The sequence below is a fragment of the Maribacter corallii genome, assembly GCF_047345415.1.
GTDB lineage: Bacteria > Bacteroidota > Bacteroidia > Flavobacteriales > Flavobacteriaceae > Maribacter_C.
In genome coordinates, this window is sequence record NZ_JBLFEP010000006.1 from 58,276 (window position 1) to 84,706 (window position 26,431).

A 26,431-nucleotide genomic window follows, 5' to 3' on the forward strand; every position below is an offset into this window, starting at 1 on the left:
ACAGATATACGGTATATAGCATACAAAAAACAGGGCTAGGCAACAATACTTGTGTTAACAATCATTTAAAATGTAATTTCAAAACATTAATTAAAAGTGAACAATTGTTAATTAAAAAAAGAATATTCCCTAACCACATACTTGATGAACTTCGATATCTCCGTCCCCGTCCCTAAGGAATTCAGATATACCTGTGCATTTTTTTTGTTTTTGCAGATGTGTATATTTCATCCGGCCTATGCCCAAGGCACTCCAATAACTTCAATCACGGCAAGTTATTTAGATGTTAACGATTCGTCCAATGACTATAGTATCAATGGTGCCGGTAACACAGGAAACTACCCATCAAATTCAAATTATAACATATTTTTTTCATCTAGTTCTACCACGGAGAACGACTACATTATCGAAAGCTCCAATAGTATATCTACTTCCGCGTCGACTTTTGATTTCGCAACAAGGGCCGACCTGGTTTTTGTGAGGAGAGTTGATAATGCAACCGTTACCGGCATAAAGGATATTATCTGGGCCGAGATTGAATCCTCGAATGGGAACAATAGGACACATAGGCCCTCCTACATTCCGAGTGTTGAAGAATCATTCAATTCTCTCAGCATCAATATTGGGTCCGATGAGTTTTTCGTCAATACGAATTCCGGAGTACATTTCAACAATATTGAGCGTATAGATTTTGTTTTTCTGAGTGGGTTTACCAGTTCGGCTCCTGCTAACTCTGGTTTTGCAGTGTTTGAACGTAATGGAAACGACAATTTTAAAATAGCTGCTGTAACTACAATTGATGCTGCGGGAAACCCGACCTCTTTTGGGAGTATAGTGAACATCAGTAGTGGTCAGTTTGGTTCGAACTTGAAAGCCGTAAACTATACAATCTTTACAAAAGAGCCAGGGGATGCCAACTTTAGACCTTCACAAAATGGTGGGACCCAGCAAGTACAGGGTGTGTATGTTTCACTGCAAGACTTAGGTATTAGTGCTGGGCAGCCTTTTTATGGATATGTAATCCTTCCCAATGATGCAATTTCTACAGATTTTACCCTAAACCCTACCAATACCAATGCTGCAAACGGTGGTATGGACCTATTGCCCGGAGGTGCGGTATTCACATCTGATGGGAATCTAACAACATTTGATACTGACCTCGACGGTGTCGAGGATACAATCGATTTAGATGATGATAACGATGGGATATTGGATTCCGTAGAAGGTACTGCGGATATTGATTTGGATGGAATACCCAATTCACAAGATTTGGATTCCGATGGTGATGGTATACCCGACAATATTGAAGCACAGACAACGGCAGGTTACATTCCTCCAAATGGAGACGCGGGTCCCGGTAATAACGGGATCGATTCCGCGTATGCTGGAGGTTTAGATCCCATAAATACGGACGGCACGGATAACCCAGATTTTCTGGATGCAGATTCGGACAACGAGGGTGGAAATGATACCACCGAAGCCAACTTGACCTTAAACGGTGATGTGGGCAAGAATGGTTTGGATAGTGCAGTAGATAATGCTTCCGATGACTACAGCGATGTCAATGGAAGTTTTGACGACACACAGACCGATAACTTTCCGGATTCCGATGGGGACATATTCGCCGGAGGTGATGTAGACCACCGGGATAGCTTTACCGGTTCGATAGATTGCGGAATAATCAACACATTATATCAAACACGTGGCAATGGGACGAACAGTACTGCAGAGGTTTACAGGTTCAATCCTTTTATTCGAGAGTACGTGCTGATTGGAACACTTCAAGGGGTGACCAATAGTTCCGCAACAAACTCTGCTTATAATGCAGTTACCCAATTGGTTTATTCATTTCCTTCGAGTGGCAGCAATACCCTTAGGGTTTATGACCCCGCGGCAAACTTCAATTTTGTTGGGCAAATCAACATAACCGGAGCGGCTGCAGGAGGTACGTTTACCTTGTTTGCTTTTGAGGACAAAGTGGGTTACATCAATGGAGGAAACATAGTGACCATAGATGTGACCGGAATCTCGAGTTATCCAGCAACGATAGCCGCTTCAAACCAACCGGTCACCGGGACTTTTTCTGGTGCTGCCGATTTTGCCTTATTGGATGGTTTTGTTTACGGTATATCTCGAACTGGTGCTGGGCAGATTCGCTTGACCAAGGTAAACCTCACTTCAGGTGTATCTGAACGTTTCGACCTTAACGAAGCTAATACAACGGTAAATAATGATCCAATTACCAGTAATTCTTTTGGAGCTGTATGGCAAGACCGTGACGGAAACCTCTATGCTTTCAACAACGGGAATGGTGATATCTACCGAATAAGCGATGTGGCCAATGCTACTGATGGGACTGATTTTACGAAGGTTTTTGTAGCCGACCCATCTGGACAGAATGACGGATTCGGGTGCGAAATACAGGCTAATCCATTGGATTGGGACGGTGATGGAATAGACAATAGCGTAGATCTTGATGACGATAACGATGGTATTCTCGATACTGCCGAACAAAATGGTCTGAATCCCAATGCGGATAATGATAATGATGGTATTCCGGCATCCATAGACGATAACGACAACGATAACTTGATAGGGAATGATGACGGAAACGTACAACCGGAGTTTGATGCCGATGGGGATAATATTCCCAATGCCTTTGACCTTGATTCCGATAATGACGGTATTCCAGATAATATAGAGGCACAAAGCACCCTAGGATATGTTCCTCCTACAGGCGACGTAGACGCAAATGGGGTGGACTTGGCCTACGGCGATGGTATCGATAATACCGAGGTAATCAATTCCGACGGTGCCTTGGTCAATAGTGATACCATTCCGGATTATCTTGACTCGGATAGCGACAATGATGGTGAAAGTGATACCCAGGAAGCTTTTGGTTCAACAACAGCCTCCAACAATGATTCTGATTTTGATGGTATAGATGATAATTTTGACAACGTGCCAGATGGTGTTTTCACTGAAGGTGCCGCACAAAATGGAATTAATCCATCGGGATTGCCAGATGCAAATAATGACCTGAACAGCGGAGGGGATGTTGACTACCGTGATGTAAAAGATACCGATGGCGATGGTGTTCCTGACGTGGATGACCCTGATGACGATAACGACGGTATTTTGGATGTTGTTGAGCAGGAGGGATTAGACCCATTTGGTGATGAAGACGGCGATGGTATCCCAAACTTTTCTGATACCACAGATAACAACACCCCAGGTGACGGCTCTACCACTGATTACACCGATGCCAACAACGATGGTGTTCCCGATGCCTACGATTTTGACCAAGACGGCATACCCAACCATTTGGATTTGGAAAGTGATGGAGATGGCATATATGATGTTATTGAAAGTGGTGCTGGCTTGCCGGATGTTGATAATGATGGTGTTGTCGATGGAAACACAGGAACCAATGGTATTCCGGATGCTGCTGAAGATGGTGGAGTGGATGGTGCCGGCGTTAGCTTTGACCCGATTGATACCGACACCGACACCGCACCTGATTTCTTGGATGTGGACTCTGATGACGATGGCAACCCAGACATTACAGACCCAAACCTATTGACCCCAACAGCGGTCGATGACAATACTACCGCTGATATTGGTGTTCCCAGAACCATTAATGTGCTGGTGAATGATGATTTCCTGGTGGGAAGTACTATTACCATTACAGGCAACGTAGGAGCAAATGGAACCTTTTCGGTAAATCAAGTGACAGGTGAGATTACCTACACCCCAGACCCAGCGGATAACAACACAACAGTTGAATTGAATTATGAGGTTTGTAACGGAACCGTATGTGCCAATGCAACCCTTTTCGTTACCGTTCCCGCTTGTGTGGATACTGATGGAGACAATATTTGCGATTTTGACGAAACCCCAGCGACGATAAATGACCCCTGCGAACCTCGTTCAAACCCCGATTGGCAACCCCAAGGTACCAACGATTGTGATAACGATGGGTTGACCAATGATGAAGAGACTACTGGTCTAGATGACCCCACTACTCCTGTCGACCCCAATGGTAATACAACAGATCCTGATGATCAGGACACGGATGGAGATGGTATTTCAGATGGTCAAGAAGCTTTGGATGGCACAGACCCCAATGATGATTGTTCTTCAATGGGTGGTACGCCTTTAGCTACGGGAGACTGTGATAATGATGGATTGACCAATGACGATGAGTTCATTCAAGGTACAGACCCCAACAATCCAGATAGCGACGGGGATAGTATCAACGACGGGGATGAAGTAAATGTGGATGGTACAGATCCCCTGGATGATTGCGACTCCAATCGTGGTACACCTTTGGGTACGAGTGATTGTGACAATGATGGCTTGACCAACGATGAAGAGACCACAGGTGTGGATGACCCGTCTACTCCTGCCAATCCAAACGGAGAAATAACCAATCCCAATGATCCTGATTCTGATGGGGATACGATTACGGATGGCCAAGAAGCAATAGATAATACCGACCCAAACGACGACTGTGACTCCAATGGGGGAACCCCTTTGGGTACAAGTGATTGCGATAGTGATGGTTTGACCAATGACGAAGAAACCACAGGCGTGGATGACCCATCCACTCCAGCAAACCCGAATGGAAATAGTACTAATCCCAACCTAGCCGACACCGACGGTGACGGCATAGATGATGGCCAGGAGGCACTTGACAATACCGACCCTAATGATGATTGTGATTCCAATGGCGGTACGCCTTTGGCCAATTCGGATTGTGATAATGATGGCCTGACCAATAACGAGGAACTTACGGGTATTGATGACCCGACCACTCCAGCAGACCCTGATGGCAATACAACAGACCCCAATAACCAGGATACAGATGGTGATGGTATCTCAGATGGACAGGAAGCACTTGACAATACCGACCCAAATGACGATTGTAGTTCAATTGGAGGTACACCATTGGGCACGAGCGACTGTGATAATGATGGATTGACCAATGATGAGGAGACCACAGGTACGGATGATCCATCCACTCCTGCGAATCCAAACGGTATTACGACCGATCCTAACAATCCGGACAGTGATGGGGATACCATAAATGATGGACAAGAGGCATTGGATAACACTGACCCGAACGATGACTGTGATTCCAATGGTGGAACACCGCTTCCTGCAAGCGATTGTGATGGTGATGGAAATCCTACCATCACAGACCCGAATCCTGATACTCCGGTAGCGCAAGATGATGCTACTACGGCTGATGTCGGTGTGCCCAAAACAATCGACATCTTGTTCAATGATGATTTCCCAGCTGGTAGCACCATTACCGATTTAGGTGCTGGAACAGCCACGGGTACGATTACATTTAACCAAGCTACGGGCGAACTGACCTATACAGCGGTAGCTTCAGAAGATAACAATACGGTAACCATAGTATATGAAGTATGCAATGGAAGTATCTGTGATACGGCTACTGTGTCGATTACCATTCCGGCTTGTGCGGATGCAGATGGGGATAATGTTTGCGACATTGACGACCCGGCACCAAATGACCCATGCGTACCGATGTCAGACTCGAACTGGCAACCTGTCGCCGACAGTGATTGTGACGGCGATGGACTTACTTACGCAGAAGAAACCACCGGGGTTGACGACCCTTCAACACCAATAGATCCAAATGGAAACGTTACCGACCCCAATAATGCTGATTCGGATGGTGATGGTATCAATGATGGTCAAGAAGCAAATGACAATACCAATCCAAACAATGATTGTGATTCCAATGGAGGTATACCTTTAGGTGACAGTGATTGTGATGGTGATGCCCTAACGAACGATGAGGAAACCACAGGTGTGGATGACCCTTCAACTCCTGCAAATCCAGATGGAAATACAACCGACCCCGATAATCCTGATTCGGATGGAGATGGTATCTCTGATGGTCAGGAAGCACTTGATAATACCGACCCAAATGATTCTTGTGATTCAATTGGTGGCAATCCATTACCAACAGATGATTGCGATGGTGATGGGTTAACGACCAGTGAAGAGACTACGGGTATTGATGACCCCTCGACCCCTGCCAATCCAAATGGAAATGCAACGAATCCAAATATTGCTGATACCGATGGAGATGGTATCAGTGACGGACAGGAAGCGTTAGATGGTACAGACCCAAACGATGATTGTGATTCCCTTGGTGGCACTCCGCTTGGTTCAAGTGATTGTGACAATGACGGTTTGACCAATGATGAAGAGACAACAGGAACGGATGACCCTTCTACTCCAGCAAATCCGAATGGAAATACAACGGACCCCGATGACTCGGATACAGATGGAGATGGTATCTCAGACGGTCAAGAGGCGAATGACAATACAGACCCAAATGACGATTGTGATTCGTTTGGAGGGACACCTCTGGGCTTAAGTGATTGTGATAATGATGGCCTGACCAATGATGAGGAGACCACAGGAACGGATGACCCTTCTACTCCTGCGAATCCAAATGGAAATACGACAGACCCGAATGACCCAGATACGGATGGAGATGGCATTAGTGATGGACAAGAAGCTTTAGATGGAACAGATCCCAATGATGACTGTGATTCCGTTGGAGGCACTCCACTGGGCACAAGCGATTGCGATGGGGACGGTAATCCAAATGCAAATGATCCAAACCCGACTGTTGCAACTGCTGTTGATGATAATACGACGGCTGATGTGGGCATACCCAAAACGGTCAATATCATATTCAATGATGATTTCCTTCCCGGGAGCGTCATCACCATAACAGGAGGTACCGCTGCAGGAACAATTTCCGTGGATCAGGCTACCGGTAACTTGACCTATACTGCAATTGCAGCGGAAGATAATTCGACGGTGAGCATCGCTTATGAAGTCTGTAATGGTAGTGTGTGTGACACGGCGACGGTATTTATCAGTATTCCTTCCTGTGTAGATACCGATGGTGACAATATCTGTGACGTGGATGATCCCGCTCCCGCAGACCCATGTATACCTAGGTCAAATCCTGATTGGCAACCTGAGGGTACCAGCGATTGTGATAACGATGGATTGACCTATGCCGAGGAGACTACGGGAATAGATGATCCTGCAACCCCAGCAAATCCAAATGGGAACATCACAGACCCTGAAAATGCGGATTCGGACGGTGATGGAATAGACGACGGTCAAGAGGCCTTGGACAACACTAATCCTAATAATGACTGTTCATCCACAGGGGGAACACCTCTCGGAACAAGCGACTGTGACAATGATAGTTTGACCAATGATGAGGAGAACATCCTTGGCACGGACCCAGATAATCCGGATACTGATGGTGACGGTATTGATGATGGCCAAGAAGTTAATATTGATGGAAGTGATCCATTGGATGATTGCGATTCTAACGGAGGAACACCTTTGGGGACGAGTGATTGTGATAACGATGGGTTGTCCAATGCGGACGAGGCAATCGAAGGAACCGACCCCAACAATCCCGATTCGGATGGGGATGGCATTCCTGATGGTCAGGAGGTCAACACCGATAATACCGACCCACTCGATGATTGCGATTCCGTTGGAGGGATGCCATTGGGTTCAAGCGATTGCGATAATGATGGCTTGACCAATGATGAAGAAATTACAGGGGTCGATGACCCATCTACCCCTGCAAATCCTGTGGGCAATACAACCGATCCTGATGAAGCCGACACCGATGGAGATGGTATCGATGATGGACAAGAAGCCTTGGATGGTACGGACCCCAATGACTCCTGTGATTCAGTAGGTGGCACACCGACAGGAGATGCCGACTGTGATGAGGATGGTTTGACCAATGATGAAGAAACCACGGCAGGCACCGACCCAGATAACCCGGATAGTGATGGTGATGGACTTACTGATGGTGAAGAAATAAACGGAGTGGATGACCCGACTACTGGCGAAACGCCAAACGGCACCAGTAATCCTTTGGACCCATGTGATCCCAATCCTAGTGACGCACTTTGCGATAGCGATGGAGATGGTATTCCCGATGGAGAAGAGGAAGTATTGGGAACTGACCTCGATAATCCAGATACAGATGGTGATGGTTTGACGGATGGCGAGGAAGTCAATAATATTGACGACCCAAGTACTACAGAGACTCCCGAAGGTATCAGTGATCCCCTTGACCCATGCGACCCTAATCCGAACAATGCACTTTGTGATTCGGATGGTGATGGACTAACTGACGGCGAGGAAGCTGACTTGGGTACCGATCCAAACAATCCGGATACCGATGGTGATGGAATTGATGATGGTCAGGAAGTCTTGGATGCAACCAACCCGTTGGACGATTGTGATTCTTCTGGTGGAACACCTTTGGATACTTCCGATTGTGATGAGGATGGGCTGTCCAATGCTGAGGAAGAGCAGCTAGGTACAGACCCGAACCTACCTGACACGGATGGTGATGGTATATCTGACGGACAAGAAGTCTTGGGCGGAACAGACCCTCTTGACCCTTGCAGTTCTATTGGAGGAACCCCGCCCGAATCGGCAGGATGTGACATTGATATTGAAAATGATTTGGTTGACCCAAATCTCAATAATGGCGCCTTTATCATCCGCAATATTGAGAATTTCCCAAACAATACGGTTGAAATCTACAACCGATGGGGTGTAAAAGTATTCGAGACCCAGGGCTATGACAACCAGGGGAATGCCTTTAGAGGGATTTCGAACGGAAGGGCTACGATTCAAGAAAACGAACAACTACCGGTCGGTGTTTACTACTACGTAATCAAATACACCCTTAACGGGCAAGGCAAGTCTAGAGCGGGTTACCTATACATCAATCGATAAATGACAACAGTGAAAAACATGAAATTCAGAACTATAACTTTTGTACTTTTCTTGATAATGGGGATAGGGATGTATGCCCAACAAGATGCACAGTATACCCAGTACATGTTCAATACCTTGGCAGTGAATCCGGCATATGCCGGTTCAAGAGGGGTATTCAGCATCAACGCATTGCACCGTTCACAATGGGTAGGATTGGATGGGGCACCAACTACCCAAACAGTCAATTTCAATACCCCGATCTCGGAACGGGTAGGTATTGGCCTTTCGGTAGTGAATGACGAAATCGGGAACGGAACCAATCAGGATACCTACTTCGATGGTGTTTTTTCTTATACCATCCCAACTTCGGATAGAGGCAAACTCTCTTTTGGACTGAAGGCCGGGGGGCATTTTTTGAGTGTTGATTTCAACAATCTTAGGAATTACCAAGCACAAGGCTCTGCCTTGGCTCCTCCAAATATCGATCGTAAGTTTTCACCAAACTTTGGTGCCGGGGTATACTATCATACGGATTCATTTTATGCCGGACTTTCCGCTCCCAATTTTTTAAAGACCGAACATTTTGATCGTTCAGGTGATGGAGGTTCCAATACTTTCTTGGCACAAGAGCGTATCAACTGGTACTTGATATCGGGATATGTTTTCAATTTGAATCCCGATTGGAAATTCAAACCTGCCGTGCTTTTTAAAGCGGTCAAAGGGGCCCCCTTACAGGCTGACCTATCGGCAAGCTTTCTTTATAATGAGCGTTTTTCTTTTGGAGCAGCCTACCGGTGGAGCGCAGCTATCAGTGCCCTTGCAGGTATTCAATTGAATGAACAGTTCATGTTGGGACTTGCCTATGACCGAGAGACCACTAAATTGGGTAATACCGCATTCAATGATGGATCTTTTGAGGTTTTCCTTCGTTATGAATTTAGAACACGTTACAAAAAAGTATTGACTCCAAGATTCTTCTAACATGAAACAAGTGACACAAAAAAATATAACGATACTGGTTTTTCTTTTTACTCTAGGAACCGTTTTTTCGCAAAATGGTAAGGTAAAACAGGCCAACAACAACTTCAACGACTACGCCTTTATGGATGCTATCGCGTCTTATGAAAAATTGGTTGAAGATGGCTATTCGGATGAACAGATTTTCAAAAAATTGGGCAATGCCAACTATGTGAATGCAAGGTACGAAGAGGCTTCACAATGGTACGGAAAACTCGTGGAACTAGAAGAAGCTGAAATCGAATCCGACTATTATTACAGGTACGCACAATCATTGAAATCGATTGGGGATTATGAAAAGTCCAACCAGTGGATGCAGCGTTTCAGTACTTCAAAGTCAACTGATCAAAGGGCCAAGAATTTCGGTAATAAAGAGGATTATCTTGAGCGTATCAAGCGAAACTCGGGACGTTATCAATTACAAAACCTATCCATTAATTCACCTGTTTCTGACTTTGCACCTTCCTTTAGGGGAAATGAGCTGATATTCTCAACTGCTCGTGACACCGGGATAACCTCTCGGAATATCCACGAATGGGATGAAGGGTCGTTTTTGAACTTGCACAGCGCTAAAATTTCAGAAACTGGGGACTTGGAGGAACCAAAAAGGTTCTCAAAAGTACTGAATACCAAGACACATGAATCTTCCTCAACTTTTTCTGAAGATGGAAATACGATTTACTTTACCCGAAACAATTCCCAAAATGGCAAGTTCTCCAGGGATGGCAAAGGGGTCAGCAGATTAAAGGTATACAAAGCAATTTTTCAGAACGAACAATGGGAAAAAGCTACGGAACTGCACTTTAATAATGATGACTATTCTGTTGCACACCCGACCTTGAGCTCTGATGGTAAAACCCTGTATTTCTCATCCGATATGCCCAGTAGCTTGGGAGCTTCAGATATATTCAAGGTTAGCATCAACGCTGATGGTTCTTTTGGAGAACCTCAGAATCTCGGACCACTGGTCAATACAGAATCAAGGGAAACATTCCCTTACGTTTTGGATGATGTACTGTACTTCAGCTCGGATGGACATCCGGGTTTGGGTGGATTGGATGTCTTCGCAGTTAAATTGGATGGTTCAAGCAATGAGGTTATCAATTTGGGAAAACCCTTGAACAGCATGCAAGATGACTTCTCCTTCATTATGGATATTGAAGGAAAAGGATATTTTGCTTCCAATAGGGAAGGAGGACAAGGGAGTGATGATATTTATGCTTTTGTGGAAACGGAACCTATCAAATTTACGTGTATTTCAAAGTTGGCAGGTGTGACAAAAACACTAGACTCAGATGATGTACTTGCCAATGTTAGAATACTGTTTATGGATGGTGACGCGATTGTCGGTGAGACCATTTCGGATAATGCTGGGAAATTTGAAATCAATTTAGACTGTAATATTGCACAGTACACAATAGCCGCGGACAAGGAAGGGTACATAGGAACAAAACAAACACTGCTGTTGGAAAAAACATCTACAACAGACTTGGTTCTGGAACTTGCCAAAGAACAGCCAAAAACACCTGTTGCAGGAACCAACCTGCTTGAATATCTGAATTTAAATCCAGTATATTTTGGTTTGGATAAATCCAATATCCGAAGTGATGCCAAAGAATCCTTGCTGAAGGCGGTAGCTTATTTAAAAGCTAACCCCAGTGTTAAGATAGAAGTTCAGTCCCATACGGACTCGAAGGCCAGTAACGGATACAACCAACGACTATCAGAAAGAAGGGCCAAAGCAACAGTTGCCTTCTTGGTAGTGAATGGAATCAACATTGACCGCTTAGAGCAAAAAGGATTTGGCGAATCCCTTTTGTCAAACAGTTGTAACGACTGGTCAAAATGCGATGATAGAGAAAATGAACTTAATAGAAGGTCTGATTTTATTGTTATAGAAGAATAAATCAAAAGTATCTTATTAAGTAGTAGTATTGAAATTACACAGGTCATTTTAACAAGCAAAAGAAATACACTAGTAGAAGCAGGTTTTTGTTGGATACTTAGAAATGGTATCCTAATTGAAGTATTTTTGATTGAAAGTTGACACTTATTGGGATGTTTAACTTGATCCAGAATCTCTGCGCACCGTTCTAGAAAACTATTATATCGAATTGGTTAATTGTTTTGAGCCCTCAAGTAGCTTGGGTGTTTTATTCTAAGAGGCACCAACATTCGTTTTGATTCATTTCTTTTTCCAGCTAACCGGATTTACAAAGATCGCTTTGATTTTCCGTTTTGAGCATGACTTTTTGAAAATCTCAAACCTCTAACCCGACCATAGTCAACATGCTTAGGTCGCAGTTGAATCTGTTTACTTTATTATTGAAAGGTGTGAAGAAAAGTGCATCGAGGATACGCTACAATTTCTTTGAAGCACTATTTTAATTTGGTCCCTCATCCAGTTAGGTCGGCACTCTACTTCATAGGTTTTTAATCCACTTTCCGCATCCCCACCATTACCCTTTTTTAGAAAGCAAAAAAACAACATCCTATCTTGGACAGCGGCATAAAGCCGCTTTGCTATTTATACGCCTTACCAAGCTCGGATATTGTAAGAAGTACAGCATCAAAAAAGGGTAACAGCATACGGCACTATGGGAAGTAAATCAAAAACAAAAAAGATGAAATCGTACAGAATCAACAAAAAGGAAGCGGAACAAAAGTTAAAGATCAAAAAAAGGGAAAACGCTCCGGATATAATAAGTAAATCATTCAAAAACCACTCGAAGGGTTCGGGGGGTTCAATTATAAATCCTTTAAATATTTAAATTATGAGTAATCTAAGAAACAAAGTACAGTTAATCGGCAACGTGGGGAACGATCCCGAAATGACCGTTTTGGAAAGCGGAAAAAAAATGATCCGTTTCTTATTGGCTACCAATGAGAATTACAAGAACGCCAAAGGCGAGAAAGTACAAAGTACGGACTGGCATACTATGGTGGCTTGGGGCAAGACCGCGGAGATCGTGGAAAAGTATGCCGTAAAAGGCAAACAAATTGCCATCGAGGGCAAATTGACCTCTCGAAGCTATGAGACCAAGAATGGCGAAAAACGCTATATCACGGAAGTGATCGTTAGCGAGGTTCTACTCTTAGGTGCCAAGAACGAAAACAAGGCGGCTTAATATACTGAACAGTTAAAATTAAAGAGGGCATCACCATCGAAAGTTCTGCCCTCTTTTTCATTACCAATAACTCTAAAATTAAAAGCAATGAAAGACAAAGTTAACGAAATACGGATAAGTTATAAAGAACGTCTTCCCTCCCCTTTTTGGAAAAAGATAAATTCCTCAAAAGATGCTGCTGATCTCCTCTTCGAGCATTGGGACAAACAGACCATTCAAGTTCATGAATCTTTTAAGGTCGTACTATTGAACAACAACAATAAGGTAAAGGGCATCTACCAACTTTCCAAAGGTGGAATCACCTCAACGATCATCGATCTTCGCATCCTGTTCGCCGTGGTCTTAAAGTCCTTATCCGTGGCCATTATCCTTACACACAACCATCCGAGCGGAACATTGAAGGCCAGTCGGGCCGATAAGGAAATCACATACAAAATCAAAAGGGCCGCCGAGCTTCTTGATATTCGATTGTTAGATCATATCCTGATCGTGCCCAATGGCGACTACTACAGTTTTGCGGATAACGGCATCCTGTAATCACAAAAATCGGAGCTATGGAAAAACTAAATTATTCGAACTTGGATAGGCAGACCCAAGAACGGTTATTGACCAAATCCAAACTGGAGATCGAACAGCGTTTTGGAAAAGATTTGAGAGCTTATGCCATCGAGAACGAATTGGACTATTCCGAAATTTTGGAAGAGGAAGCCATTCGAAACCTGTACACGTACAAATTTGTTTTCAAGGTCTGAAAAAAGAAAACAAATGCGGAACTGGGCGACTTGAAAAGTTGCCCTTTTCTTTTTAAGGAAATACAACCCTTTCCGTAATTCCGTACGGATTCCTTAAAAAAGGGTCTTTCTATTTCTTAAAAAATAGTGTTTCAGTCTTATTGGTGATAAGAGCCTTTACCTTGAGGGATAGGTATTTTTTTTTGACCCCTGCGGGGGAAAAAGGAATAGCAAGAGGATAACACGCTAAAGCGATGTTATGAAGTTTGATTTCTTTTTCAATGCCTTGAAAATGAATAGATTATCTCTGTTTTAGACTGTAATATGGCCTAGGACTATGTCAAAAGTTTGTTGCAAAACATTCGAAAAGCCCCTAAAACATTGAAAAAGTTTGTTGCAAAATGAAGGTGAAAAACAAATATAAGTATGACTATCTGGCTTTGAACTTGAGGGCGGAAGTAGTGATACGCTTTCGTGTTTTCTCTAAAAAAACAGCCCGTTCCCATGCGGATACCTTAACGGGAATGATGGACTTTTTCGAGTGGCACAACTACTCACCACACCAACGTTTCGGCAAGGACGTAATCGCCGGACAGAAGAAAAACCGCAAACGAATCGATGCCGTTATTGCGATTATCAAGTCCGTCGAGAAATCCCAGAACATTCCTATAATGAACATTGAAGCTATGCTGAAATCACTCTTTAAAGAGGAGATAAAAAAGTACGCTCCTAAATTATTGGAACCGAAAAAGGTTCCTAAATCAGAACAAAAACCCAAAGCGGAAAAGACCCTCGTTTCAAAAATCGACTATGACCGAACCCAAGAAAAACTATCTGAAGCTAGGGACCGATTGAAGTATGTTTTGGAACGGGTAGAATTGGTCAGCACCCGTTTCGGGAAGGACTTTTTAAAATTGGAAATCACTCGGGAAGAACTCGCCCGATTCAAAAGGGGCCTAAAAAATTCATGAAATGTATATAGCGATCACAGCACAGAAATTAGGGCAAAGTTATTCGAACAGTGCGGCGGATTATGTCGCCTATCTCGAAAAGGAAAACGAGGGTCTGGAACCAGAGAATCAAGAGTATTTTTTCAACCAGACCGAAGACCGAATTGCGCCTTGCAGGGTCATTTCTGAAATCGATGCCAATACCGCAAAACTTAAAAAAACCGAACCCAAATTTTACTCCATTGTGGTCAGTCCAAGCCAAAGGGAGCTTCAAAAAATCGCGAACAATCCAGAACCTTTAAAGACCTACACCCGAGAGTTGATGAAGGAGTATGCCAACTCCTTTTACCGAGAGAAACCAATTACGATCAATCAGATAAAATACTTCGCCAAAATAGAACAAGAACGCACCTGTCGCGGCTTTGAAAAAGAAGTGTTGGAAAACGCCCCAAGCCGAAAACGGATCGCCAAATTGGAGAACGATATCCGAAAAGTGGCCCGTGGGGAATTGAAGGGAAATATCAAAAAACTGGAGCGGGAAATCACAGCTTTAAGACAAGCCGCACCCCACCAGATCAATGGCAAAATGGTTGTGGCCGGAATGAAAAAAGAGGGCAACCAATCCCACATCCATATTCTCGTAAGCCGTAAGGATGTGACCAACACTTTTAGCCTTTCCCCTGGATCGAAATACAAGGCTTCGGAAGTAGAAATGAACGGTAAAAAAGTACAACGGGGTTTTCATCGGGACCAGTTTTATGAGAAGGCGGAACAGGTCTTTGATAAGCTCTTTGGCTATGACCGCAACTTTGTAGAGACCTATACGGCAAAAAAAGCGTTGATTAAAAATCCCGCTTTGTTTCGGATGCTCTTGGGAAACCTGCCTACCAACGAAAAAGCCCTTGCCCTTAAACTACTCTCCAAATCGGAAATGCGCATTCCCTCCATACCCACGAACAAAGTGCAATTGGCCTTAAAAGTGTTTCACAGATTAAGACGGGGAATGCAACGGGCCATCGAATCAGGATCAATTGGAATTTAAGTTAAAACCATGGAAGAATTGAATCTAAGTATTGTTGTCTTGATCCTTCTCCTCGGAAGTGGTCTTTGCTTTCTTTTGGTGCGTTTCATCAAAGAGGGATTCTTTATTAATATTTTTTGGATCGGTTGTGGTCTTTTTTGGGTTTGGTCAAATGCCCCAGATCAAAAACAGTTCCTTTTGATGCTACTACTCATTGGTTTGCCCCTGTTGTTTGTCAATATCCTCTTTTACGTGTTCTTTCCAAAGGGGGGCGAATCGAATATGAATAACAGGTATCGGGTCAGACTTCAAGTCTCAAAAGGGAAACTGCTCTTGGAAAACATCCGCAGGGGAATCGCCATTATCGGGGCAGCAGGAAGCGGTAAAACGGAAAGTGTTGTCTATCCGCTTTTGCATCATTTTAGCCAATGGAACTTTAGTGGGGTCATCTATGATTACAAGGACTTTGAGATTACCGAAATGGCATACCCCTTATTCAGTCAATGTGACATTCCCTTCTTTATCATTTCGTTCGATACCATACATTCAAGGGTCAATCCCATTGCACCCAGATATCTGCCCGACGAAGAAAGTGTCAACGAGCTTTCACGTGTACTGGTGGAAAATCTATTGGAACAGAAGGACAATAACATGAACTCTACTACCCGGTTTTTTAATGATGTGGTCGAGGGACTGGTCGCGGGAATGATATGGCGTCTGAAAACGGATTTTGAAAAATTCTGTACCTTGCCCCATTTGATTGCCCTGTATCAATATTTGGACACGGCCCAACTTATCGAGTTCCTATCGGACAACGTTACCTCAAAAGCAATGGCGGATGCATTTATTAACGGAGTGGATTCCGAACGGCAGACGGCAGGGGTCAAGAGCACCTTGGCCAATGCCTTTAAAAAGATCAGTACCCAACGGATCTTTATGGCGCTCTCGGCGGATGAAGTCGATTTGAATATCAATCACAAGGATAATTTGGCGGTTGTTTCGGTAGTCAATAACCCGAAAATCGAAACTTCCCTCTCCCCCGTTATCGCGACCATCATCCATACCATGACCAAACAGATGAGTGTCCGTAACCAAAACCCTTCTTTTTTGTTGATGGAGGAAGCAGCAACCCTAAGGTTGTTGAACATGCACCGCATTCCCGCTACCTTACGAAGCTACGATATTGCCACGGTCTACGTTTTACAGGACAAGATTCAGAACGATATGATATACGGACCTATGGCCAGCAGGGCAATTTTGGCCAATCTGTCCTATCAGTTCTTTGGGAAGGCCAATGACCCGGATACCGCCAAATACTATGAACGCTTTTTTGAAATCGTAAAGAAGGAGACCAAAAGCGTGAACAAGGGCTATAACCTCAACTTTGATACCCGGGTCACCAAAGGGGAACGGGAAGTAGCAAAAAACCGTGCCGATGTGTTCTATGGACTGCAACAGGGGGCTTTTGTCGTGCTGGCGGATGGTAAGGACAAGAAAGTGCAATTCGAAATACCTAAGATTATCAGACAGTTGCCTTTACCGGAGCGGAATCTAAAGGAAAAGCTCCAGGAGAATTTTGAGAAAGTTCATTGGGAGGCAAAGACGATTTTAGTTAAATAAAACATGTCCTTATTTGAACACTTCCAAAATCTCATTTTCCAGGATATAAGCGGAACCAATGATTTCTTTGGCCTTTTTAACGCTCGATTCACTTTCGTTTAGACCTGCAATTTCTTGTGCATTGTTTTGATTCTCCCGAATTAGTTGTAGTATGTTCTCAGACATTGAAATCCTCTTAGTAAACTTTTAGGGAAGATATTAAAATTCCTTTAGTTTTAAACGGTCAAAACCTATGCAGTTAAAAAAAATCGATAGGGCTATTTTTAAAACTGTATTCGATATGAGGCTTAGGTTTAAATCCTTAATTTCCGGTAAGCTTTTTGTCCAATGGAAAACAAAACCTATAGAAAATGCCAAAACTGCGGTACCGTTAATCTCAACAGGGATTACTGCCAAGAATGCGGTGAGATTGTCAACATCATATTGAAACGAAAAATTGAGCGTGAAAACAAGGCGCTTGAAAGGGAACGAATAGAAAAACAAAAGGAACCGAATAAAGTGACCGTGTTTTTTGAAAGGGCCAAAACCCACCCTAATATAATCGTAAGAAGCCTTGCTCTCTTCTTCTATTCAACTTGGGTTATCGTATTGGCGATAGGCTCGTTTTTTGCCCTATTATTTGGATACATTGCTGCCTGAAACTTCAAAAAAGGAACACCATCATCACCTTTCTCAAATACCGTTCAATAGCCTTTCAGTGGATCAAAAGCTTTTACTTTCCGATTTGCTGTATGCTAGCGGTTACCCTATATTTTTGTCAGCTTTCTGATTTTAATGTTTCCAAACTGTTGAATAATTATTTCAATGATTTGGTTTGTATGCCAATTGTCCTTAAGATTTGCCAATATGTAGTTCGCTATGTGAAATCCAATGCGGAGCTTTATATTCCCTTAGCACTTCAACTAGTTTTAACCTTGGTGTTCAGTGCCTACTTTGAATATCTGCTTCCTAAATACAACCCGAGATACACCGGTGACGGGTTTGATATTGCTATGTATTTTTTAGGGACGTTGTGCTTCTTTTTCATAGAGCGACCCACATATCTAAAAAAACTCAAAACCCTTTAAAGTTGAAATACTAGGGGTTATTGGGAATCGGAATAGCGAGCATCTGGACTTACTTATTATGCACTTCTAAATGTGGAGATACTTGGGTTTCACTTGAATCGGCATACTCTTTACAGAAGGCGCAATTTGTAAAGAGTATCATTTATTCGAACTTTGTTAACGGTTCGGTTATGATTAGTGTGGGGCGTTGATTTACAATTACGATTGTGCCACAGCTCGTAGCCAAGTCTTTGTGTCTTGTTTTTTATTTTCTTGTTCAAAGCAAAATCCTAAAGATTTTGCGACATTATAAATATACACAGACCTTGGCATAAAAATCCAACCCCATATTAATTATAGGCATTGCTACCTGCTGGCTTTTACAGTTCTGATTTGACAGCATTAATTTATATGCTCAATAATCTACATTAGAACGTTTAAATAAAAAATATGCGATACTTAAATTAATTAGTGATGGTAGCCAAGCAGAGAGTTGATAAATAGGAATAAACGGAATTTATGTTAAAAGAGGAATCAATAATAGTGTTCTTTGGGTAATGGCAGCAAAAGTCAACCCGTAACTTAAATACATCCATTTTTTATGTTGCAATACATCTCCAGCTTTTATGAATGTTATTGCCTTTACTATAGTATAAATCCACATTAGAGATAGTATGGAAAAACCAATTGTAGTTATCCACCCACCCATAGCGAACTGGGCTACAATAAGACCTGATAAGCCACTTAAGAACACACTTATCGTATAAATGTATCCGATAACTTTATGGACAGTTTTATAATTGAACCATATTCTTTTTGAAAACTGAAAAGGACCTATGCTAATGGCCACTAATCCTAAAAATATATGTGTTCTAAAAGTCAATAAATACCAAGAGCTTTCGGCAATTTCTTTTCGTTCAAGTATACCGGCACCATCTGATTGAAAGTAATGTAGCGACATTACAATCATACTAATTGCACCAATAAATAAAAATAATGTAAATGCCGTTCTTCTCATTCTCCAAATGTAATAGAGTCTTTTGCCCTTAATTGTAGAATGTGCTGAATGTCAAAGCAATGATTTGAATGACAAACTAATCATTAGTTCTGGTAGTTTTGAAAGTGTCAAATAGACAAGAATTATGGGTTTTCTATAAAAAACTGCTTAACAATGGGAATGTATTTTCTAGATACTGGAACGATTTCTGTTTGATTTTTAAGCTTAAGCTTTAATCCTTGCGCATTTCCTGATATATTCTCTAGCTTTTTAAGGTTTAGAATATACGAGCGATGGCATCTTATTAAATTTGAAGTTACAGCTAGTTGCGTTTCAAATGAAGAAAGTGTAAGTCGATAAGTTATTTTTTTCAATGTATTTTCATCTAAAGAGCAAATATCAATATAGTTGCCGACTGCTATTGCATAATGAAAATCATTCTCGTTCAAAGAGAAAATTTCATTTTTTAAATCTGTTGAAATTTGGTGTGTAGTTTCTTTTGAATCTTCTAAAAGTTCTTTTTTCTTTTTTAGAATATTAGATGCTTGGTTAGTATTAAATTTTACTTTTTGGTTATAATCAAGAACTGTAATGAATGCTAATGGTATACCGCCAAGTACAAATGTCCGACTTATTATCCACCAATAGTTATACCAACTAAAAGGTAATGAGTTTATATAATTTGTATAAATGCCATTAAAGGTTGCAATTACAAATAGAATTACTAAATAAAATATCATTTGATGTCTTACTTTCCAGTTCTTATCAGAAAATACTTCAGGAAGCAATAAAGGCAAAATATATAAAAACAACACTAAAACAATGGTCGAAATACAGCCAAAGAAAAGTAATTGGAATACCTTATTTTCATTGTTAGATAAATTGATGTCAAAAGGCTCGAAAAACAACAAAAATAGAGCTATAAATAACCCGAATAATGTCGCAGTAATCAAATTTTTTAAAACCGGGTTTGGTGCTGGATATTTCTGGGTTAGTATTCTTAACATTCGGTTTTTTTCAGCTTGCAGGTAACAATCGGATAGCATCATTGATGCTATCCTTCTTATATGTCTAAGTTAATAAATATTAGAAGAGAGCTTTAGTAACCATTAAAAACAATCCTTTATTTGAACTTTCATTATCTTTCAAAATCAACTCTTGCGAACAATCTTGATTTTACAATTTTCCTTTTATAATATCCTTTGACAACATCCAACTTCGCAACCGTTGATTTCACGATTTCATTTACCTCTACGGAGTTGGGATAGGATTTACAGCCTATATCTACTATTTTACCATTTATATCCACGGTACAGAAAACCAAGGCATAACCTTCATAATTATCTGGTTTACCCATGATTTGTGCGGAAATAATTTGACTAAATGTTTCCTCCAGGCATTTGGATTTTGGTTTTCCTTTTTTGAATCCATTACATTCATTTTCAAATGGAATGGAATCCAATACCGCACAATGATAAATTCCCTTTTTTTTCTGGATATAGGGTTTCAACTTTATACCTTTTTCAGCCGTATCATCAATGTCTATGAAATGTCCCTCAGGGATTTGTGCACTTACAGAAAGGTGACAAAAAAATGCAATCAAAAAAGAACACGAACTGTTTATACTATATCTTATTATTTTTTTCATCTTTTATTTGAACTTTAGAGAACTGGACAAGGGCATTTCATAGGAAACCCTTTTCCCTACAATATGCTGTTCTATTATTTATTCAAGAATTCGTTTAAAAATACCATTGCAAACTTTGAGTTCAAAACATTCCCCTTGCCTAAATCAAATGGGTAACTTAAGTTTTGACTGTTTCCCAAAATCACTAGAGTCAAGTCCTTTTCAAGAACTTTGAGGTATAGTCCTGAATAGGCGTTTGGTTATAACCCATAATGCCAGACTAAAGTAAGTCCCTTATACTTCTGAATGAACCAGCCATAACCGTAAGGAGAAAGGTTGTTATCAGCCAATTCAAAAGGTTTTAGAACCTTCTCTTTACTTTCACTTGAAATTACCATATTATTGTTAAAAGCCTGGTCAAATATTAATATATCTTTTGCAGAAAAAACTAGGCCAGCACCAGCATTTAAGGGGAGGTAGGGAAATTCACTTCTTTCAATATATCCATCAGCATCAATGGCATATGGCAAGGCAATTTTGTCCAACACCAATTTTTTTGATTTATCTAATTGCGAAGAAGCTGAATGTTTTAAGTTCAGTTTTTTAATTACCAAACTATCAACCCATTTATCAAAAGTCAGTTTTGTTACATTCTCCACAACATCAGATAGCATTCCGAAGAGGAAGCCATTGTACTTATAATCTGAACCGGGAATATTATCAGCGGTGTGCGAAAAATGATGTTTTAATAAGATGTCGTCGCGTTCAGGACGATACTGATCCAAGAGAACTGAATATTCTGGCATTTCATCATTGAAATACTCTAGTGTTCGTTCGCAGCTTCGAACATAGTCGGGATAATATTCCTTAATTTTCCAATTCAAATCGATTTTTTTTTCTTCTACCAACTGCATTAAAATTGTTGAAAAAATAGGTTTGGTCAATGAAGCAATTCGCAAGGGTGTATATCCCGTCATTGGAATTTCTTCCTCGATGTTCGCCATTCCAAAACCTCTAATTAAGTGTATGGAATCGTTAATAGAAATTCCGATACTAATTCCTGGAATCCTATATGCTATTCGCAAAGAATCTACTAGTTGCTCAAAAGCGGAATTAGCTGGTTGCTCGGATTGGGTAATCTTAGTTGTAGTATATTTTTTCTTTGCTTCGCACGAAGCAAAAATAATGACGCATAGTAGAAGTGTGAATTTACTCATATTATATAGTGCCAATACTGTATAGATATAGTTCCAAGTTACTATACTTTTGTTTTGGGGAACTTCTAATTATCTAGATTTAACAATCCTTTTATTGAACTTTTGTTTAACTCAGTTTTTTATCAGGGTACTTATTTAATATGGACCCATGTTCTAGTCGCGTCATAGTCTTTTATCACGATTTCTTTCGCCTTAAGTCACTATTATATTTTTTCTTTACTCTTCCTAAGTACTTCGAATCATCTTTGAGTTTCTTTACAATCCAGTGTACACATTCAATATTATAAGTGCTGCGATTTACTACGCCATGATCTCTGTGATATTTATTATTTCCAGATTTCCATTTTTGGTCCTTGCAAATAGCAGTCCAGTCATTCATATTCATTGTACGAGGAGCGGTCTTTGAATTTGGGAAAAGTATATCTAGGTCTCCTGTACTTAGTTCGGTGGTCAAACGCTTATTTACAGCTGCTATTACCATTTTTGATAATAATTCGTCAGAGTGGTCCGGCGCATCTTTGCTAACTTTTAGTTGTTTGCCTTCAATCAGTTGATTCAAATTAAAGTCCTCTTCACCTGGCTTTGCAAACCGTAATTTGTGCTTGATATGTATAGCAAATTCATTGTCTTGTTTTTCTTCAATCTCTTCGAGGACTGAAGTAATGATAGGACGAATCTCGTTGCTCAAATCTTTACCGTATTTCATCTTCATAGCGTCCCACTGAATGGCCGTGTCCCCAGTAATAAGGGTCATTAAACCAACCGCCGAGTCCGGGAGTAAAGGTTCTTCAATTTCCTTTTTCCATAGTTTAATGAAATTAATTACCGCTGCTTGAAATATTGGGGAGTAAACACCACCAAGTTCAGGCAAAATATGATGTGTCGAAGTATTTCTGAGATCAATTAGCTTGTTTAAGTTGCCATATACGTTGCTCCCAACACCGAGAATTTCTTTAGCACACTCATCAAAACCTTTTGTTTTACCACTTTTTTTAGAGCTGAAGATGGCATCTTTACCTTTTTTTGCTGATATCAGTCCTTTAAGCAGATGTTCCCAAGCTGCACAGTGAAGGAGCGTAAAAGCCTGAAATCGATTTTCTAGGCTAGGTCGATTGTATATTTCTAATGAGAGAATATAGTTATCCTTTGCCTGTTTAAGTAATCTCTCGGATTGACTCATCGGGCCAGCGTTATTTGCTGCTATACCCTTTTTAGTACTAAGACGAGTAATAAATTGTTCAAGACTAAGGTGGCTCACAGGCTTAGCAATGTAGCGCTTTTCACTTTTTTTACTTATTACTCGATGCCAATCGTTTCTACTTAATTTCGCCCTCACAGTTCCCTGTAGACTGTATCCAGTAGAATCTGCAATCTGCTTCTGAGTGAAAGATGTTCCAGCAAGTTCATGTTTAGATAAAAACTTGTAGAATTTTCTCTGTTTGTCAACTACTTTGCTCATTTCCTAAGCATTGGTCATGGTTTTTGCGATTTGAGTATTAAAAAGAAAGGAATATGACCATTCATTTTTTATAAAGTCTCAATTTCCCATCAAGCCCTCGATATCTTAAATACTTATAATAAGTTGCTCTTGAAATATCCAATCGCTCACAAATTTCTGTAACAGCTATTCTGCCCTCATTGAAATACTCCTCACAAAGTATAGCTTTTTGTTGAATTTTCTTACTAATCCCTTTTGGAGCCCCAAAAACCTTTCCACGTCGTCTGGCCGATTCCAAGCCGGCTTTTGTACGTTCGATTATGATATCCCTTTCTAACTGGGCAAGTGCCGCAAACATATTTATTAGAAATTTCGAATGAGAAGATTTTTTAGTAGTGTCGATAAAGGGCTCGGTAATGCTTTTGAACTTTACGCCTTTCTCTTCGAGTTCATTCATTAACTTGGTGAAATGAATTAAGCACCTTGCCAAGCGGTCCAACTTCCAAACTACTATTGTATCACCTTCACGAACATAAGTAAAAAGCCTATTCAAGCTTTTTCGCTCTTCTCTAGCACTTGAAATTCTATCCGTATAAATGTTATTTTCTTTGATGCCTTCTCTTAGAAAGGCATCAATTTGTAGATTCAAATTCTGTTCGTTCGTACTTACTCTTGCATATCCAAATATCATGACCTTAAAGTTTAATTAAAGGTCAAAATGTAGTCTACTAAATTGATACGGTAAAATGAACTTTGCGGAGGTAATGAACATTGAAACCAAAGAAAGTCCACATAAACGGTGGGTTTTGTAAACTCTTAGTGTCCCATAAAAGGTTAATTACCGAAACCACTAAAAAAGACCAAGAATGGGACACTTTCATAAAAGAAAAGTCGCTTAGCACAAATTGTCCCTAAAAACGGCGGTTTTTTAGGACATACTCATATCAGCATACTGTTCTTTAAATTTACTGTTTTATGGAGTTAACTACATAAAAGACATGACGCAATTAATCTCAAGCTTTTATGTTGCGTACTCTATGAAGTTTTTGGATTTAGGCCTCGACTTAGAACTTTGGTAATTCTATTTCGTGGTAATGGTCAACCGAGCAACTATCAATATATATACCCATTCCTGTAGGAATATGTGCTTTATTCCAATTGTGGCCGGCAAACTCTATTAAATCTTCCTCTTTGTCCCAACGGGAAATCATAATAAACTCATTAGGATACCACTTTGTTGGTTTAGCAATTTCCAATGAAATCAGACCATTGTAGTTCTCAACAGCAGGAACCGAAATTTCCTTGAACTTCATTTCAAATTCTCCATGAAGTTCTTCTGGAATTATTGCCTTGAATATTCTAATTATCATTTTTTTATCAACTAAAAAAGAATTTTAGCCCTTGTTATGCTTACATGTGCTCTAAGCGATAGCTTTTTGGAGTTAGATTTCCTTATAGGCTGATTCTATGGTTTTTGCTAGTTTTTCTAAACCTTGTGGAGCACTGTTTTCGAACATTTGCATACTCTCACCAAAATCCTGAGCTTTTATCCCGCTTAAACCCAAACATTGGATAATCCGCGTACGACCCGAATCGATAGATTCCATTCTCATTACATTATAAAACGTAGCACCGTCCAAGGGGATTTCAATGGTAGCGGACCGTTCTGGGTCAAGCTGTGTTATCTCCCAATAATGTGGATTTTGCCCTGCAGTTTTTGTGATACCTTTGGTACCTACAGCAAAAGCTCCCTTGAGCTCTATCCATTCAACTGCTTTTCCCTCAAGTCGTTCCCAATTAGATACATCCGTCCAAAATGACCATGCAAAGGACCTGTCAGCATCACATTCGACCGAATGTTCAAATTGCCATGTGGTTTCATCCATTTAGTCTGACGTTTTTCATTAAAAGGCGCAAATTTATCATTTAATCAATAGTATTTCTCAATTCCGCCAAAACCTTTTATTAGCTTATTCTCTTTCGTCATGCCAATAAAGTTACCTAACCTTTTTTTAAATTCTTCTGGCCTTTTTCGGGCACTATTGACATATGCGACCCGGATACGTTTATATGATTCAGATAGCTATAAATAATTGTGCCAAACCGACTCATCTTTTTTTAATTGGTTAATTATATCTTCAGCATAAATAAACTCCTCGTTCACAATTAACCTTATTCCTTTCTCAATTGATTTGTGAATCATAGGTTTATCCAACAACCATTTTAGCCTTTCTTTGTTGGGTTGGGAGAATGCCGAGTTCTTCCTTCTTTTGCAAAACCTTTGGATGGTAGTTTCATCGTTCAGTGATTTAACCGTACTGTCAATCCAACCAAAACAAAGAGCTTCTTCAACGGCGTCATTGTATAGGATTCTTTTCTTTCCGGTTTTTTTAGTGGATATTCCAACCAAATATCATCTTTTGTTTCAAAATGGGTTTCAAGCCAATTTCTCCATTCCTTTCTATCGGTAAAATATCGTGTTTCGTATTCGTTCATTTCTTGTTGCTGTCATTATTCATTCATCATCGTGATATAAACTGATTTTTTATTGAGATTGGACAAACTATGATTTTCACAGATTTCAACACTTTGATTTGTCTATTGGATAGGGCGATCTTGACTCCTAAAATTAAATAAACATTGCCAGCAAATCTATCCAACCAAAATTTAATCCTATTGTTCCTCCTGATTTTAACCGTTAATCTTGATGAAATCCATACAATAGTCAAACACCATAGTGCCCAATAAGAAGAAATGTGATTCCTAACATTAAAAATGAAATCCAGCTCTCTTCCCATGTGAAATACTTTTACTTAGGG

Annotated in this window: 19 protein-coding genes; 10 read left to right on the forward strand and 9 right to left on the reverse strand. The window is 40.8% G+C overall.

Annotated features, from left to right (window positions below; all coding sequences use genetic code 11):
* Nucleotides 1–144 precede the first annotated feature (144 nt).
* The 9 genes from ACKWCA_RS20100 to ACKWCA_RS20140 all read left to right on the forward strand — a co-directional run bounded on the left by ACKWCA_RS20100 (nucleotide 145) and on the right by ACKWCA_RS20140 (nucleotide 17,287).
* On the forward strand, nucleotides 145–8,838 hold the full coding sequence (locus ACKWCA_RS20100) for a T9SS type B sorting domain-containing protein (RefSeq protein ID WP_413980034.1): 8,694 nt from the start codon (nucleotides 145–147) through the stop codon (nucleotides 8,836–8,838).
* 18 nt (nucleotides 8,839–8,856) lie between these two features.
* Nucleotides 8,857–9,801, forward strand: a complete 945-nt coding sequence (locus ACKWCA_RS20105; RefSeq protein ID WP_413980035.1) for a PorP/SprF family type IX secretion system membrane protein — start codon at nucleotides 8,857–8,859, stop codon at nucleotides 9,799–9,801.
* 1 nt (nucleotide 9,802) lies between these two features.
* On the forward strand, nucleotides 9,803–11,743 hold the full coding sequence (locus ACKWCA_RS20110; protein ID WP_413980036.1) for an OmpA family protein: 1,941 nt from the start codon (nucleotides 9,803–9,805) through the stop codon (nucleotides 11,741–11,743).
* Between the two features lie 868 nt (nucleotides 11,744–12,611).
* Complete coding sequence (locus ACKWCA_RS20115; protein WP_413980037.1) at nucleotides 12,612–12,965, forward strand: single-stranded DNA-binding protein; 354 nt, start codon at nucleotides 12,612–12,614, stop codon at nucleotides 12,963–12,965.
* 87 nt (nucleotides 12,966–13,052) lie between these two features.
* On the forward strand, nucleotides 13,053–13,502 hold the full coding sequence (locus tag ACKWCA_RS20120; protein ID WP_413980038.1) for a JAB domain-containing protein: 450 nt from the start codon (nucleotides 13,053–13,055) through the stop codon (nucleotides 13,500–13,502).
* A gap of 17 nt (nucleotides 13,503–13,519) precedes the next feature.
* Nucleotides 13,520–13,717 carry a hypothetical protein gene (locus ACKWCA_RS20125; RefSeq protein WP_413980039.1) on the forward strand — a complete coding sequence of 66 codons (198 nt, stop codon included), beginning with the start codon at nucleotides 13,520–13,522 and terminating at the stop codon, nucleotides 13,715–13,717.
* 386 nt (nucleotides 13,718–14,103) lie between these two features.
* Nucleotides 14,104–14,667, forward strand: a complete 564-nt coding sequence (locus ACKWCA_RS20130) for a BfmA/BtgA family mobilization protein (protein WP_413980040.1) — start codon at nucleotides 14,104–14,106, stop codon at nucleotides 14,665–14,667.
* A gap of 1 nt (nucleotide 14,668) precedes the next feature.
* Entirely contained in the window at nucleotides 14,669–15,688 is a 1,020-nt protein-coding gene (mobB, locus tag ACKWCA_RS20135; RefSeq protein WP_413980041.1) for a MobB family relaxase, read from the forward strand.
* 9 nt (nucleotides 15,689–15,697) lie between these two features.
* The gene (locus ACKWCA_RS20140) at nucleotides 15,698–17,287 is read left to right on the forward strand and encodes a type IV secretory system conjugative DNA transfer family protein (RefSeq protein WP_413980042.1); all 1,590 of its coding nucleotides are present in this window, start codon (nucleotides 15,698–15,700) and stop codon (nucleotides 17,285–17,287) included.
* A 9-nt stretch (nucleotides 17,288–17,296) separates the two neighbouring features.
* Here ACKWCA_RS20140 and ACKWCA_RS20145 read toward each other — a convergent pair whose 3' ends face one another.
* The gene (locus tag ACKWCA_RS20145) at nucleotides 17,297–17,452 is read right to left on the reverse strand and encodes a hypothetical protein (RefSeq protein ID WP_413980043.1); all 156 of its coding nucleotides are present in this window, start codon (nucleotides 17,450–17,452) and stop codon (nucleotides 17,297–17,299) included.
* Between the two features lie 162 nt (nucleotides 17,453–17,614).
* Here ACKWCA_RS20145 and ACKWCA_RS20150 point away from each other — a divergent pair, with 162 nt between their 5' ends.
* A complete protein-coding gene (locus ACKWCA_RS20150; RefSeq protein WP_413980044.1) occupies nucleotides 17,615–17,926 on the forward strand; it encodes a hypothetical protein in 312 nt (103 codons plus the stop codon).
* A gap of 924 nt (nucleotides 17,927–18,850) precedes the next feature.
* Here the strand turns inward: ACKWCA_RS20150 and ACKWCA_RS20155 are convergent.
* The 8 genes from ACKWCA_RS20155 to ACKWCA_RS20190 form a co-directional block, all read right to left on the reverse strand.
* The gene (locus ACKWCA_RS20155) at nucleotides 18,851–19,351 is read right to left on the reverse strand and encodes a DUF2306 domain-containing protein (RefSeq protein WP_413980045.1); all 501 of its coding nucleotides are present in this window, start codon (nucleotides 19,349–19,351) and stop codon (nucleotides 18,851–18,853) included.
* A 122-nt stretch (nucleotides 19,352–19,473) separates the two neighbouring features.
* The gene (locus ACKWCA_RS20160) at nucleotides 19,474–20,337 is read right to left on the reverse strand and encodes a LytR/AlgR family response regulator transcription factor (RefSeq protein ID WP_413980046.1); all 864 of its coding nucleotides are present in this window, start codon (nucleotides 20,335–20,337) and stop codon (nucleotides 19,474–19,476) included.
* A 131-nt stretch (nucleotides 20,338–20,468) separates the two neighbouring features.
* Nucleotides 20,469–20,978: a hypothetical protein gene (locus ACKWCA_RS20165; RefSeq protein WP_413980047.1), complete on the reverse strand. Its 510-nt coding sequence runs from the start codon at nucleotides 20,976–20,978 to the stop codon at nucleotides 20,469–20,471.
* A 239-nt stretch (nucleotides 20,979–21,217) separates the two neighbouring features.
* The gene (locus tag ACKWCA_RS20170; protein WP_413980048.1) at nucleotides 21,218–22,174 is read right to left on the reverse strand and encodes a serine hydrolase domain-containing protein; all 957 of its coding nucleotides are present in this window, start codon (nucleotides 22,172–22,174) and stop codon (nucleotides 21,218–21,220) included.
* Nucleotides 22,175–22,349: 175 nt separating this feature from the next.
* Nucleotides 22,350–23,633, reverse strand: a complete 1,284-nt coding sequence (locus tag ACKWCA_RS20175; RefSeq protein WP_413980049.1) for a DUF3644 domain-containing protein — start codon at nucleotides 23,631–23,633, stop codon at nucleotides 22,350–22,352.
* Nucleotides 23,634–23,694: 61 nt separating this feature from the next.
* A complete protein-coding gene (locus ACKWCA_RS20180; protein ID WP_413980050.1) occupies nucleotides 23,695–24,303 on the reverse strand; it encodes a recombinase family protein in 609 nt (202 codons plus the stop codon).
* A gap of 373 nt (nucleotides 24,304–24,676) precedes the next feature.
* Nucleotides 24,677–24,982 carry an antibiotic biosynthesis monooxygenase family protein gene (locus tag ACKWCA_RS20185; RefSeq protein ID WP_413980051.1) on the reverse strand — a complete coding sequence of 102 codons (306 nt, stop codon included), beginning with the start codon at nucleotides 24,980–24,982 and terminating at the stop codon, nucleotides 24,677–24,679.
* A 72-nt stretch (nucleotides 24,983–25,054) separates the two neighbouring features.
* On the reverse strand, nucleotides 25,055–25,498 hold the full coding sequence (locus ACKWCA_RS20190) for an SRPBCC family protein (RefSeq protein ID WP_413980052.1): 444 nt from the start codon (nucleotides 25,496–25,498) through the stop codon (nucleotides 25,055–25,057).
* Between the last annotated feature and the right edge of the window lie 933 nt (nucleotides 25,499–26,431).